This is a genomic window from Natrarchaeobius versutus (genome assembly GCF_041205745.1).
Taxonomy (GTDB): Archaea; Halobacteriota; Halobacteria; order Halobacteriales; family Natrialbaceae; genus Natrarchaeobius; species Natrarchaeobius versutus.
Window position 1 is genome coordinate 143,576 of sequence record NZ_JBGFCC010000009.1, and the last position, 12,324, is coordinate 155,899.

Annotated in this window: 12 protein-coding genes; 3 read left to right on the forward strand and 9 right to left on the reverse strand. The window is 64.7% G+C overall.

Features of this window, described 5'->3' with window-relative positions:
- Positions 1-60: 60 nt before the first annotated feature.
- Together msrB and AB7C87_RS19115 are read right to left on the reverse strand one after the other, a co-directional pair.
- On the reverse strand, positions 61-486 hold the full coding sequence (msrB, locus tag AB7C87_RS19110; protein ID WP_369731099.1) for a peptide-methionine (R)-S-oxide reductase MsrB: 426 nt from the start codon (positions 484-486) through the stop codon (positions 61-63).
- A gap of 418 nt (positions 487-904) precedes the next feature.
- Positions 905-1,477: an HTH domain-containing protein gene (locus tag AB7C87_RS19115; protein WP_369731100.1), complete on the reverse strand. Its 573-nt coding sequence runs from the start codon at positions 1,475-1,477 to the stop codon at positions 905-907.
- 229 nt (positions 1,478-1,706) lie between these two features.
- Here AB7C87_RS19115 and AB7C87_RS19120 point away from each other — a divergent pair, with 229 nt between their 5' ends.
- Both AB7C87_RS19120 and AB7C87_RS19125 read left to right on the forward strand, forming a co-directional pair.
- Positions 1,707-3,020 carry an ornithine cyclodeaminase family domain gene (locus AB7C87_RS19120; RefSeq protein ID WP_369731101.1) on the forward strand — a complete coding sequence of 438 codons (1,314 nt, stop codon included), beginning with the start codon at positions 1,707-1,709 and terminating at the stop codon, positions 3,018-3,020.
- A 203-nt stretch (positions 3,021-3,223) separates the two neighbouring features.
- Positions 3,224-4,180, forward strand: a complete 957-nt coding sequence (locus AB7C87_RS19125) for a phytoene/squalene synthase family protein (protein WP_369731102.1) — start codon at positions 3,224-3,226, stop codon at positions 4,178-4,180.
- A 65-nt stretch (positions 4,181-4,245) separates the two neighbouring features.
- Here AB7C87_RS19125 and cruF read toward each other — a convergent pair whose 3' ends face one another.
- From cruF to crtID, 3 genes are read right to left on the reverse strand one after another with little or no spacing between them, the layout of a single operon-like run.
- Positions 4,246-5,109, reverse strand: coding sequence for a bisanhydrobacterioruberin hydratase (cruF, locus tag AB7C87_RS19130; RefSeq protein ID WP_369731103.1), 864 nt, complete (start codon positions 5,107-5,109; stop codon positions 4,246-4,248).
- Positions 5,102-5,971: a prenyltransferase gene (locus AB7C87_RS19135; RefSeq protein ID WP_369731104.1), complete on the reverse strand. Its 870-nt coding sequence runs from the start codon at positions 5,969-5,971 to the stop codon at positions 5,102-5,104. Before AB7C87_RS19135 ends, cruF begins: the two co-directional genes overlap by 8 nt.
- Positions 5,972-5,979: 8 nt before the next feature.
- On the reverse strand, positions 5,980-7,521 hold the full coding sequence (gene crtID / locus AB7C87_RS19140) for a bifunctional phytoene desaturase/3,4-desaturase (RefSeq protein WP_369731105.1): 1,542 nt from the start codon (positions 7,519-7,521) through the stop codon (positions 5,980-5,982).
- A 247-nt stretch (positions 7,522-7,768) separates the two neighbouring features.
- Here crtID and AB7C87_RS19145 point away from each other — a divergent pair, with 247 nt between their 5' ends.
- Complete coding sequence (locus AB7C87_RS19145) at positions 7,769-8,467, forward strand: SDR family NAD(P)-dependent oxidoreductase (RefSeq protein ID WP_369731106.1); 699 nt, start codon at positions 7,769-7,771, stop codon at positions 8,465-8,467.
- Position 8,468: 1 nt separating this feature from the next.
- Here the strand turns inward: AB7C87_RS19145 and AB7C87_RS19150 are convergent, their stop codons facing one another.
- The 4 genes from AB7C87_RS19150 to AB7C87_RS19165 all read right to left on the reverse strand — a co-directional run bounded on the left by AB7C87_RS19150 (position 8,469) and on the right by AB7C87_RS19165 (position 12,205).
- Positions 8,469-10,370, reverse strand: a complete 1,902-nt coding sequence (locus AB7C87_RS19150) for a DUF2339 domain-containing protein (RefSeq protein ID WP_369731107.1) — start codon at positions 10,368-10,370, stop codon at positions 8,469-8,471.
- A 232-nt stretch (positions 10,371-10,602) separates the two neighbouring features.
- On the reverse strand, positions 10,603-10,887 hold the full coding sequence (locus AB7C87_RS19155; RefSeq protein ID WP_207289428.1) for a translation initiation factor eIF-1A: 285 nt from the start codon (positions 10,885-10,887) through the stop codon (positions 10,603-10,605).
- 233 nt (positions 10,888-11,120) lie between these two features.
- Positions 11,121-11,633: a YkgJ family cysteine cluster protein gene (locus tag AB7C87_RS19160; RefSeq protein ID WP_369731108.1), complete on the reverse strand. Its 513-nt coding sequence runs from the start codon at positions 11,631-11,633 to the stop codon at positions 11,121-11,123.
- A gap of 200 nt (positions 11,634-11,833) precedes the next feature.
- Positions 11,834-12,205 carry a helix-turn-helix domain-containing protein gene (locus tag AB7C87_RS19165; protein WP_369731109.1) on the reverse strand — a complete coding sequence of 124 codons (372 nt, stop codon included), beginning with the start codon at positions 12,203-12,205 and terminating at the stop codon, positions 11,834-11,836.
- Between the last annotated feature and the right edge of the window lie 119 nt (positions 12,206-12,324).

Sequence of the window (12,324 nt, forward strand, 5' to 3'; positions counted from 1 at the left end):
ACACCGCGGCCGCCGAACACCACTCGCTCGAATTCAACGTAGCGGTCGCGCGCTTGATCGCTACTCGTCTTCGAACTCGAGGGCGACGGAGTTGATGCAGTATCGTTTGCCGGTCGGTTTTGGGCCGTCGTCGAAGACGTGGCCGAGGTGGCCGCCACACTCGGCACAGAGGACTTCGGTGCGGCGCATTCCGTGGCTGGTGTCGACTCTCGTCTCGATGCGGTCGTCGTCGGTGTCGTAGAAACTCGGCCAGCCACAGCCGGAGTCGAACTTCGTTCCGGAGTCGAACAGCGTCGCGCCACAGCCGGCACAGGCGTAGCTCCCGTCTTCTTTGTGATCGACGTACTCGCCACTGAACGGCTGTTCGGTTCCCGCCTCGCGAAGGATACGGTACTCCTCGTCGGTGAGCTTCGACCGCCACTCGTCGTCCGATTCGGTTCGGTGGTCTCTGCCGGATTCCTCCTGTCGCTCGGATTCGTGACTCATACCCCAGTCTAGAACCGAGGCGATTAAGAGTCTGTCCACGCCGTTGTGCACACGTATCCCATTACCGAGCGGTCATGACATCCGTACTCTGACAGCGCGGACACTGAGTCATTCGACCCAGCTTCGGAACCTCGATCCGGAGCCACTCGTCGCTACCGCCCGGTGCTTCGAATCCGCAGTTTCGACACCGCGATCGATTAGCCGTAGCTGTCTCGCTGGGCATAAACTATGCTACGGTACAACACACCAAATAGGTTCCCACGACCGGAGCGAGAACGCAACTAGCGAAGGTGACCGCGAGCGTGTGACACTCCCAGTTTCGAGTATGACAGGTACTCGTACTATCTGCTGTCCGTCAGTTCCGGTGTGGTCCCGGTCCGTCTTTCGGTCCCACCGGTAATCGGAACAGCAGTCCGTGTCAGGTCGGATCGGGTGTGGATCGTTCTATCGAGGCTTTCGATCGGTCGAGTTTCGTATCACTCCGGTCGGAGACCACGGCGTCACTCCGTCGATCGTCGCCGAACCGGAGGACCGAATCGTCCGACCGGCCCTCGAGCGCGTCGAATCGGTCGAAGACGTCGATCGTCCGGTCGTCGTCGACGCAAGGGGCGACGTGGACGAGTTCTCCGTCTTCGAACTCGGCGATCGCGATGGTCGGGAGTCGGTGAACGTCGTGGCGCTCACCCGTAATCGTCGACTCACACCGACTCCGTCTGAAAAACGGTTCCAGCCGACGTCCCGTCCGTGCCGCCCACGATTCGAACGCTTCGAGGCGATCCTGGATCCGGGCCAGCTGTGGAATTCGTTTCGACCGATCCGTGTGTTCGACTTTCGGACCCCAGATCCGGACCTCGGCGACGTCGACGGTCGTCGCCGACTCGAGTCGCTCGAGTCGTTCGAGCGCACGCTCCTGTGTCGGTCCGGTCGTCGCCGGCGCGAACGATCGGATCCACAACTCGACGGTCCGTGATGAAGGGGCTGTGTTCTGCACGTGTGATCTCCGTCGAGGCTGTCCACGACCACGCATAAAAGTATTACTCGGGCGCTCACCGAGCGAAACCGCCCAATTCTGGCGCCTGAGGCGACATACGGGTATGTCCGGAAGTGTGTTGCAGATGCCTTTTCCGATGAGTGGGCTGGTCGGTCCTCGAGCGGAGGATCGGCCGCGTGGGCGGATCGCGACACGTACCTTGACGGGCTTTGGCGACGTACGTCTCCGGATGACAGTTTCGCGAACGGTCGAACTCGAGGGCCACATCATCGACTCGGGAACGATGGGGCGGTGTTTCGGGATCGTCATGGACGTCGGCGGCGAGTTCGACGTCGAGGCGTTCGAAGTCGGCCGCCACAAACACGCCGAATCCTACTGCCGGATGCGGGTCTCGGCGGAGAGCGAAGAGCAACTGCGAACCATACTCCACGAACTCAACCAACAGGGAGCGATCGTTGCCGATCCGAACGATGCGACCATCGAGCCGGCGCCGGAAGACCGGGTCGTCCCGCCCGGCTTCTACTCGACGACGAACCATCCCACCTCGGTCCGCATCGACGGCGAGTGGATCGACGTGGAGAACCCGGAGATGGACTGTGCACTCGTCGTCGAACGGCCGAGTTCGTCGGCCACGCCTGTGAGCACCGACGGGGAGACGAGCGACGATGGAGAAACGAGCGACGAATCCATAGACGAGAGAACGAGCGACGAGACCCCTCGAGTTTCGACGCGGATTCTCGACGCGATCGAGGCGGGCGACCTCGTCGTGACCGGTGAGCGCGGAATCAGGGTCGAACCCCCTGAACGTCCCCGAGACGCCGACAGTTCGTTCGGATTCATGCAAGGTGGCGTCTCGAGCGAGCGACCCTCGGCCGCTCAGATCGCCGACATCGCCGACGAGATTCGTACCCTTCGCGAAGCGGACGGAACCGTCCTCGTCGTCTGCGGTCCGGCGATCGTCCACGCCGGAGGGCGGGATGCGCTCTCCGACCTCGTTCGCGGGGGGTACGTGGACGAACTCAGCGCGGGGAACGGCTTCGCGGTCCACGACTTAGAGCGGGACCTCTACGGCACCTCCCTCGGCGTCGACACCGAATCACTCGAACATCCCAGGAGTGGACACAAACACCACATCTACACGATCAGCGAGATCATCCGCGCCGGCGGGATCGACGACGCGGTCGAGGCGGGAATCGTCGACGGCGGCGTGATGTACGAGTGCGTTCGAAACGACGTCCCGTACGTGCTCGCGGGCTCGATCCGCGACGACGGCCCGCTCCCGGAGACGATCACGGATTCGGTCGAGGCCCAGCACGCGATCCGCGAACAGGCTCGCCGCGCCGACCTCGTCCTCATGTTGTCGACGCTGTTGCACTCCGTCGCTGTCGGTAACTGCCTCCCGTCGACGACGAAGACCGTCTGCGTCGACATCGATCCGGCGACGGTGACGCAGTTAGTCGACCGGGGAAGCGCACAGGCGGTGGGCATGGTCACCGACATCGGGACCTTCGTTCCGATGCTCGCCGACGAACTCCTCGAGTGAGTGGGGTCGTTTCGCTGAGAGGGTTTCGGACGACGGAGATCGGATCGACTGCACTGGCTCACGACGTTACTACACTGCCCCGCGATCCACGACTCTACTACACTGCACGACGGTCCGGCCCTACTAGTGAGGGCAAGTTATTTTATGTACATTTGTGGTATCAACCCACCCGACCGCTGTCGGCGGAGCCAGCGAGTAAGAGAATGCAACAGGAACACATCGACGCAGGGAAGGCGATACAGAAGCAGACCGGAAAGACGTTCTACCTCGCAACCCGATTTCTCCCGAAGCGGGTTCGACACGCCACGCACGTCCTTTACGCGTTTTTCCGTATCGCGGACGAAATCGTCGACGACGCCGAGGGGGTTCCCCCGGGCAGACAGCGCGCCGAACTCCAGTCGCTTCGCGCACAGGCACTCGGTGAGGCCGACCCCGAGGAGCCGGTCCTCGAGGCGTTCGTGGAGCTGAAATCCCGATACGGTATTGCTGACGAGGAGGTGGCGGAGTTTCTCGACGCGATGGCGACCGACATCACCACGAGCCGGTACGAGACGTACGACGACCTCGAGTCGTACATGCGCGGTTCGGCGGCCGCGGTCGGCGTGATGATGACCGCGATCATGGAACCGGAGATGGAGGAGACGGCGCTCCCCCACGCGATCAAACTCGGAGAGGCCTTCCAACTTACCAACTTCCTGCGAGACGTCCGCGAAGATGTGGTCGACCGCGACAGGATCTACCTCCCACAGGAGACCCTCCACACGCACGGCGCCTCGAGCGAACAGATCGAACGCCTCGAGTTCTCCGAGGAGTTCGCCGCGGCGATGGCGGACGAACTCGACCGGGCCGAATGCCTCTACCGGGAGGGCGTCGCCGGCATCCGGTATCTGCCCGCCGACTGTCAGCTTCCGGTCTTGCTCGCCGCCGTCCTCTACGCCGAACACCACGCCCTCATCCGAGAACAGGGGTACGACGTTCTCTCGACCGAACCGTCGCTGTCGACGACGCGAAAGCTGATCTGCGTCGCGAAAACGCGCTGGCACTGGCACTGGAACCGCGACCCCGAAGCAGTGTTCCAGCGGGTCTCGGCGGTTCCGACGGCCGACGGCGAGGCGGACTCTCGAGGGTCGGGCCACGGCGGCGGCGTCCCGACTCGGTGAAACGGACCGTCAGGGGCGTTGGGGAACCGCAGATCCACCCGATCACGTCGATACTGGCCTTTCGATCACCCGGGGAGGGCTGTTCGAACCATCTCGAGGTCGTACCGATCCGTCCTGAACAGGCCGAGACAGAACGCGCCCGCGACGGCCGCCGCCGCCCAGTTGCCGTACAGGACGTTGATCGTCCCCCAGAGTAACACGAAACTCACCAGGTCGTCGAGGACGAACTCGCAGTCTCGAACGCGCTCGAGTAACGCCTCGCGGTCGAACGCGAGGTCGACGACGACGACGGCGACGGTTCCCGAGATCACCCAGCCAACGTAGTTCGAGACGGGGACGCCGTAGTACACGCCGGGCGGAACGAACGCCCAGAATCCGATCGCCACCGCGGCGGGATCGAGGACGAGGTCGACGGCGACGACGGCGGCGATCGCGGCCGGAATTCGAACGAGAACGCGGTCGCTCCAGGGGCCGAGCACTACAAGCGTCAGCAGATACGCGTTCAGGACCAGGGGGATAAAAAACAGCGGGAGCGCGAGTGGTACCTCGCCGAACAGCATCGGTCCCAACTGGATCGTGTACTCGAAGGCGCCGTAGGGCCAGTCCGTCCGCACCCCGACGACCTCGATCGCGTACGTGTAGGCGGTCAGGACGCCGAGACAGCCAAGGGCCAACCAGCCGATCCGCGGGAGCAAGCCGACGATCAGCGGCGAGCGCATGACGGCCGTCCCGAAGAGGATCAAAAGCGGGTTGTACGCGAGAAGCGACGGCAACAGCCCCTCCGCGCTCGCGACGAGCGTCACCGCGCCGACGAACGGGAAGATCACCGCGATCGTAAACCGGTTCTCGCGGACGAGTTCCTCGAGACGACGCTGGACGATTGCCCTCGAGTCGATCCCGCCCCGGACGGTCGAGAACCGGTTATCCATACGTCAGCCTCCATAGGCCACCGAGAGTCAACACCGCGCCCACGATCGTGTTGATCGCGGGAAACCACCAGTACGCTCGGTCGACCGCCACGCTCGAGGTGGCGATGGCCCCGATGAGGATCGGGTAGACCAGCAGGACGCCGCCGAACCGGGGATCCAAAAGGGCGAACGCCCCGGCGCTCGCGAGCCAACACGCCCCGCAGTAGGCGTAGGTACGATGCTCGCCGAGGACCGTCGCGGTCGTCCGGATACCCGCCTTGCGGTCCGGTTCGACGTCGGGAATCGCCGAAAACGTGTGCATCCCCATCGCCCAGAGCCAGCCACCGAGGACTGCCAGTATGGGGGGCTGAACGCCCGCGACCGCTGCGTAGGCGGCCGCGCCGGGGACGACGTAGAGCCCGTTCGAGAGCGAATCCAGAAACGGGGTCGTCTTGAACCGAAGCGGCGGCGCGCTGTAGGCCGCGCCGAGAGCGAGGAAGCCGGCGATCCACGGCCAGGCGGCCTGCGGAACGACGCCAGCGAGCGCCAACCCGAGCGCGCCACAGAGGACGACGGCGACCGGGACGTACCGCTGGCCGCGATACCGCGTTTCGCGGTCGTCTTTTTTCGGGTTCGTCGCGTCGATCTCGCGATCGTAGACGTCGTTCACCCCGTAGAGGTAGACGTTCGCCGGGAGCAGGAAGTACGCGAAGAGCGCGACCGCGGCGGGGGAAGCGAGTTCGCTTACCGTCTCGGCGCCGTAAGCCACGCCGACGAGTACCGGCCCCGCGAGGTAGAGCCAGAAACGCGGCCGCGATAGCACCAGCAGGTACGAGAGCCCCTCGAGCGCCGTCGATCGCTCCGTCGAACCGTGATTCGACACGAGACTCGTCACCTCCGACTCGGCCGGCCGTAGTCCTCGAGCACCGCCTCGGCGGTCAACTCGCCGCTGATGAGACACATCGGCATCCCGATCCCGGGAGTAGTGTCGCCCCCAGCGAAGTAGAGTCCGTCGACCGCGTCCGAGCGGTGTGGCGGACGGAACAGCGACGTCTGGCGGAGCGTGTGTGCCAGCCCGAGGGCCGTCCCCCGGAAGCTGTTGTAGCGGTCGGTGAACTCCTCGACGCAAAACCGTTCCTCGAGGACGATCCGCTCGCGGAGGTCGGCGCCGGTGTTCTCGGCGATATCCGCGAGGATCTTCTCGCGATACTGGTCGCGGATTTCGGGGGTATCCTCGAGTCCGGGCGCGATCGGAACGAGGACGAACAGGGCGCTGTGGCCGGCAGGTGCGACGGTGTCGTCCGTCTCGGATGGGACACAGAGGTAGTAAGCCGGATCGTCGGGCCACGCCGGCTCCTCGAAGATCCGATCGAAGTGCTCTTCCCACTCCGTCGGGAGGACGAGCGTGTGGTGGGCGAGTTCGTCGACCTCTCCCTCGACGCCCAGATAGAGCAGGAACGCCGACGGGGCGTACGTTCGGGACTCCCAGTAGTCGGCGTCGTAACTCCGGCGCTCCGGCGTGAGCAACTCGCGTTCGGTGTGGGCGTAGTCGGCGTTGCTGACGACCAGATCCGGCCGAATCGGTCCGTCGGGCGTCTCGAGGAGAAACGCACCTTCGCGTCCTTTGATCGTCGTCACCGGTCGGCCGGTCTCGTACTCGACGCCCAGTTCTCGGCCGAGTTCTGCGATGGCGTCGATCACCGCACCGATCCCGCCGTCGGGGTACCAGACGCCGAGGTTGAAATCGACGTGACTCATCAGGTTGTAGAGCGCCGGCGTGTTCGACGGCGAGCCGCCGAGAAACACCAGCGTGTACTGCATGATCTGCTGGAGTCGCGGATGATCGAAGTAGTTCTCGACGTGACCCTGCATCGAGCCGAGCAACGTCAATCCCCTCGCGTGACGGGCCACGTCGAGGTCGACGTAGTCTCTGAACCGCGATCGGTCCTCGTAGACGAAGTGTTTCATCCCGACCTCGTAGTTCTCGCGGGAGGTCTCGAGGTACCGTTCCAGCGTCTCGCCCGCCCCCGGCTCGTACGTCTCGAACAGTTCCTTCGTTCGCTCGAGGTCGGGCGTGATATCGACGCGGTCGACGTTTCCCGATCCGGTCGCCTCCGTTCCACTCTCCGGGCCGTCTCCGTCCTTGAAGAAGAGCCGATAGTGCGGATCCAGGTGGGTCAGTTCGTAGTACTCGCCCGGCGTCCGGTCGAAGTCGGCGAAAAAGCGCTCGAAGACGTCGGGCATCAGGTACCACGACGGCCCCATGTCGAACCGAAAGCCGTCCCGCTCGAGGCGACTCGCCCGGCCGCCGAGTTGCTCGTTCTTTTCGACGACGCGAACGTCGGCACCCGCGTCGGCGAGGTAACACGCCGTCGAGAGACCCCCGATTCCGGCCCCGATCACGACGACGGACTCGCCGGCCAGCGATTGCATACCCCGAGTGACCATATGTACGGTGATAAATCTGTTTCACACGAATGTAGGGTATCGGCGATTCGTGGCACCGATTCGCGTGATCGTCGGCCGCTTGGTACAGTTTGTTATCCGCTGATTTCGGGTTCGAGCACGGATCACGGTTTCGCCGACAGCTCGAATCTCAATCCGTTCGAACCGGTGGTTGGGCCTCCTGGCCGGCTTCGACCACGGGTAATTCCTTGATGCTCGCGGACGTAGCCGTCCTATGGACGGACGAACTGCCGTCGTCACCGGCGGAACTCGAGGCATCGGCCGCGCCGTCGCCGACGCGTTCGCTACCGAGGGAGCAACCGTCGTCGTCGGCGCACGAGACGGGGCGGCGACCGAACGGACGGTCGAGGCGCTCGAGGGAACCGGCGGGAGCGCGGCGGGCGTTCGAACCGACGTCCGCGACGAGTTCGACGTCGAACGCCTCGTCGAGGTCGCGTCGAAAGCGGGAGATGGATCAGGAATCGACGTCGTCGTCGCCGCCGCCGGCGTCTACCACGGGGATCCGGGCGAGACGCCGACCGGCGGGGAGTCGTATTCCTCGGTCGACGATCACTGGCGGACGAACGCACGCGGCGTCTTCGCGACCGTCCGGGAATCGCTTGCACACCTGAACGACGGTGCGCGGGTTCTCGTTCCGACGGGTGTCGTCGCGCGCGAAGCCAAGACTGGATACGGATCCTACGCCGTTTCGAAGGCCGCCGCCGAGGCAATCGTTCGTGGGTTCGCCGCCGATACCGACGCGACTGTGGGCTGTCTCGATCCCGGGCAGGTCGCGACGGATCTGACGAACGGTGCCGGCCGCGACCCCGAGACCGTCGCGCCGATGTTCGTCTGGGCGGCGACCGAGGCCGATCCGGCGGAACTCGACGGCGCGGTCATCGACCTGAAGGCGTGGCGAAGCGCGACTCGGTGAGTCACTCGCCGCCCCGTTCGGGCACCTCGAGACCGATCTCGACGTCGCCTCGAGTCCGGGCGTAGACGTACGAGGCGATCAACAACACGGCGCCGAGGACGAGAAACGAGAGCGTCCGGGCGACGGTATCGAGGTCTCGCGTGTCGAAGAGAAACACCTTCGCGGTGGCGAGTCCCAGGACGGCGAGTCCGAGCGCGCGGACGCCCCGAACGTCGGTCGCCAGTCCGATTCCGAGCAAGGCGGAGCCGAACAGTATCCACGCGACCGACACGCCGAGGCCCGATAGCTCGAGGGCGAGAACGATTACGCCGAGGCCCGTCGCAACGATCGCGTAGCTCGCGACCGTCGCCGGCAGGAACCGCCGCTCCAGATCGGTCAGCACGTCGGTTCGTGAGTACCACCACGCGAGCGCGTAGAACGCACCGATCGCGAGCGCGAACGAAACGGGACGACCTGAAAGCGTCGCCATCGGCTCCGCGGCGTCGAACGCCGGGAGGGCCGTCGCGTCGACGGCGATCAATTTCAGGACGAGTGCCCCGGCGACGACGTGGGCACCGACCCGAAACGCCGGTGCGTCTATCCATCTCGAGAGCGCGACCGCTCCGCCGATCACGGCGAGCGCACCGACGGTGGCCGCGAACGTCCCTGCCGTCATCGCGATCCCGCCGGCGAGGAAGGCGACGGACGCCGCGGCCGCCGTCTCGTTGCGTCGAACCGGCCGAGGGTGCCTCACGGCGTACGTTGGGTCCGTCACGGCGTACGTTACGGCGAGTGCGGTCGCGATTCCGATCGCGCCGAGACCGTCGACCGCCGCCTCGGGAAACGCGTTCCGGAGGGCGATCTCGAGGAACAGCGTCGCGAAACTAGCGTTGGCGACCGTGGTGACGGCCAACCGTACCCGGTGGATCTGACCGCGCGTGGAGCCGGGTTCGGCGTCGACGTTCTGACCTCGGAGCACGTACCCGCCGAGCAGGTAGAGGGCAAACGAGACGACGCCTGCGACGCCGACGGCGCCTGCGGGCGGCTCGAGATCGACGAGCCACAACAACAGAACGCCGTAGGTGGCGAACGTGCTTGCGCTGACGAGCCGGCCCCACGGACGGACCGTCGCGATCGCGACGACCCCCACACCGAGCAGGATGACGTATGCGGGCGTGAGGACCACTGTGGCCGCGTCGGTACTCAACGTCGCGGTGACGTATCCGAGCAAAAACGCTTCGCCGGCGACGAACGGCGCACCGTCGCTGACCGAGACGCCCACCGCCGCGACGACGAGGAGGGTGAGTGCGACGAGGACGGCCCACAGTGGCGTCCCGATCGCCTGTCGGTAGCTCTCGAAGCCGTAGGCCGCGTAGACGCTGAAGTACGCGATCGCGAGGCCGGTTCCCGACGCGATTCGACCCCACCTGACGTACCCTTGGCGGGTCGCGACGTATCGCCCACCGGCGAGCAACGCGATGCCCGAAAGCGCGCCGAGTGCGACCCGTCCGCCCGGTCCGAGCAGGCCGATTTCGATCGCCAGCCTGACGAAGAGGACGACGCCGACGACGAGCGCGAGCGCGCCAACGAGCCCGAGCCACCGAACGCCCAGCGTTCGTTCCCAGTCGGCGTCGTTCAACTGACTCGCGATCCCGGCGGACCTATTGCGCTTTGACCCGCCAGTTGTCGGCGCTTCGGGATCAGCGGACTGGCCGATATCCGGTCCGGTCTCGAGTCGGCGACCGGCCGCATCCTGGTGGGCGCCGTCGGCCCCTTCGGCGGACTGCCGAGCCGACTCGGTGGAATCCGCCGTAGCCTCCGGGCTCGTTTCGACTCCCCGCTCGACGGCCTCGAGTCGACGATGGAGGGCGTCGACCTCGTCGCGAAGGCGTTCGACCTCGCGCCGGAGATCGTCGTCGGTCATGAACAGATACACGTTGCCTGGATATCATATAAACTGGGGTGTGATGCGACCTCGGTTGGGGCACGGATCGCTGTCCGGCGAGGCAGGAGGCACAATCGGATATTCTATATTGTCGGATACGGTTTATTCCATCGAGTGCGCAGATAACTCTCCAGAGTAACGATCGGACGAGCCCCGTTCGGATCGGTACAGCACGCGCTATCGGCGACGTGCTCGAGAGAATTCGGTGGTTTCAGTCGATATGACCTTCGCGGCGGAGTTGGTCTGCGTCCTGGCTGGTGTAGCGCCACTCGATGGTGGCCTTCTCGTCCTGCCAGTCCCAGGGTTCGGCGACGACGATGTCGTCTTGCTCGATCCAGGTGCGGTATTTCATTCGACCCGGAATTCGGCCCAGGCGCTCCTCGCCGTCTGCACAACGGAGCTGAACGTGGTTGCCACCAAGGTGTTCGGTCACGACGGCGAATACTTCATCGCTGTTGGGCATACGGAGGTTCCGACGCCCGGATTCTTCTGTCACACGCCTACTACGGTCGGTGGACGTTTAAATCATTGGAGACGCGTGGTAGCGTTTCTCGTACCCGAAACTCGAGTCGATAGCGAACTCGGCGGTCGTAACACCCCAGGTCAGCCGGACGGATCGACGAAGCATACCGGTCGCCGCATCCTCTCATACGGTTTACTGTCGGTCGTTTTCGGTGAGGCTACGACCCGGGTGGCGGTCTCACCGGTAAACCGCGACAGTAATTCGTATCACAGTTCCCGGTCTGAGTCCGGATCTTCGAGTTCCCACAGTAGCTCCGGAAGAAAAGCCTCGAGGTTGTCGATCACCGTGCGCTCGCTCACGTTCAACCCCTCGCAGTGATCGTGAGCCGACTCCCGCACGTCGACGTGGAGGTCGCCGTCCTCGAGCCAGACGCCGAGCGGAAACACCGAACACCGCGTCGGCTTCCAGTCCTCCTCGAGGTGAAGCGAGCAGAGGCCGTCCTCGCGGAGAAAGGCGCAAGCGTGGCCGTCCTCCGCGACGTGACCCTCACGCGCTTTTGGTTCGCGAGTGACGAACTTCTCGCCGCGGAAGTCGGTCGTCGTCTCCGCTAAGTTCGCTCGCTGGGCGAGCTCGAGGAGGTCCCGATCGTAGAGCAAGACGCCGTGGTGACAACACCAGGTGCAGTCGTCGACGCACTCGAACGTGAGGTCGGGATCGAACTCGACGACGACCTCGTGGCCTGGATAGACTTCGACCCGTCGCGTGGCGTCTGCGCTCACGGCAGTAACGACGGACCGCGCGCGGAAGTGACTTTCTTCTCGACGAGGCCCGGTAAGACGCCGATCGTCGGCCCGATCCCTGAGTCGGAACCGAACCTACACGACCTCGAGGAACGGTGTCGTCCCCTTCTGAATCCCGATGGACGGTCGTCTCCGGCTCGAGTGACAATTCTCGTCCCGGTCTGGCGGTGCCCGCGGTGCTACGGACCGAACTCTTCGATTCGATCGTGGACGGTTTCTGCCCACTCGTCGACCGCCCCGTGCATCAGTTCTTGTGCGTCCGGAACCGGAACCGCGAAGTACTGGTAGACGTATCCACCCCCCTCGAGGAGTCGTCGTTCGCGCTCTATCAATCCCTTCTCCCGAAGCGTCGACAGCGACCGGTTGACGTTGCTTCTGTCGCGCTCGAGTTCGTCGGCGAGTTCGGTGACGGTACTGCCGGGAAGCTCGTGCAACAGAAAGTACGCTCGGGTTTCGTGGGCTTGCACGCCGAAGACGCACTCCATGATTCGCTCGAACTCCGGACTGTCGACGAGCATGAGGTCTTCCATCCGTTGTTCGCGTTCGGGCATGGTTCGTGATACGTGTGCCATTACCTATAGTAGCCACTGTCCCCCGACTCACAGGACCGCCGTGGGATGGCGTGTGAGACGGCCCGTACCGGTTTTCGAAGGCGCAGAAGGTTCGATCG

Excerpts from the sequence above, each read along its gene's own strand:
- AB7C87_RS19145 (WP_369731106.1), top strand. The coding sequence starts at position 7,769 with ATGGACGGACGAACTGCCGTCGTCACCGGCGGAACTCGAGGCATCGGC.
- AB7C87_RS19125 (WP_369731102.1), top strand. The coding sequence starts at position 3,224 with ATGCAACAGGAACACATCGACGCAGGGAAGGCGATACAGAAGCAGACC.
- cruF (WP_369731103.1), bottom strand. The coding sequence starts at position 5,109 with ATGGATAACCGGTTCTCGACCGTCCGGGGCGGGATCGACTCGAGGGCA.
- AB7C87_RS19165 (WP_369731109.1), bottom strand. The coding sequence starts at position 12,205 with ATGCCCGAACGCGAACAACGGATGGAAGACCTCATGCTCGTCGACAGT.
- AB7C87_RS19120 (WP_369731101.1), top strand. The coding sequence starts at position 1,707 with ATGACAGTTTCGCGAACGGTCGAACTCGAGGGCCACATCATCGACTCG.
- crtID (WP_369731105.1), bottom strand. The coding sequence starts at position 7,521 with ATGCAATCGCTGGCCGGCGAGTCCGTCGTCGTGATCGGGGCCGGAATC.
- AB7C87_RS19150 (WP_369731107.1), bottom strand. The coding sequence starts at position 10,370 with ATGACCGACGACGATCTCCGGCGCGAGGTCGAACGCCTTCGCGACGAG.
- msrB (WP_369731099.1), bottom strand. The coding sequence starts at position 486 with ATGAGTCACGAATCCGAGCGACAGGAGGAATCCGGCAGAGACCACCGA.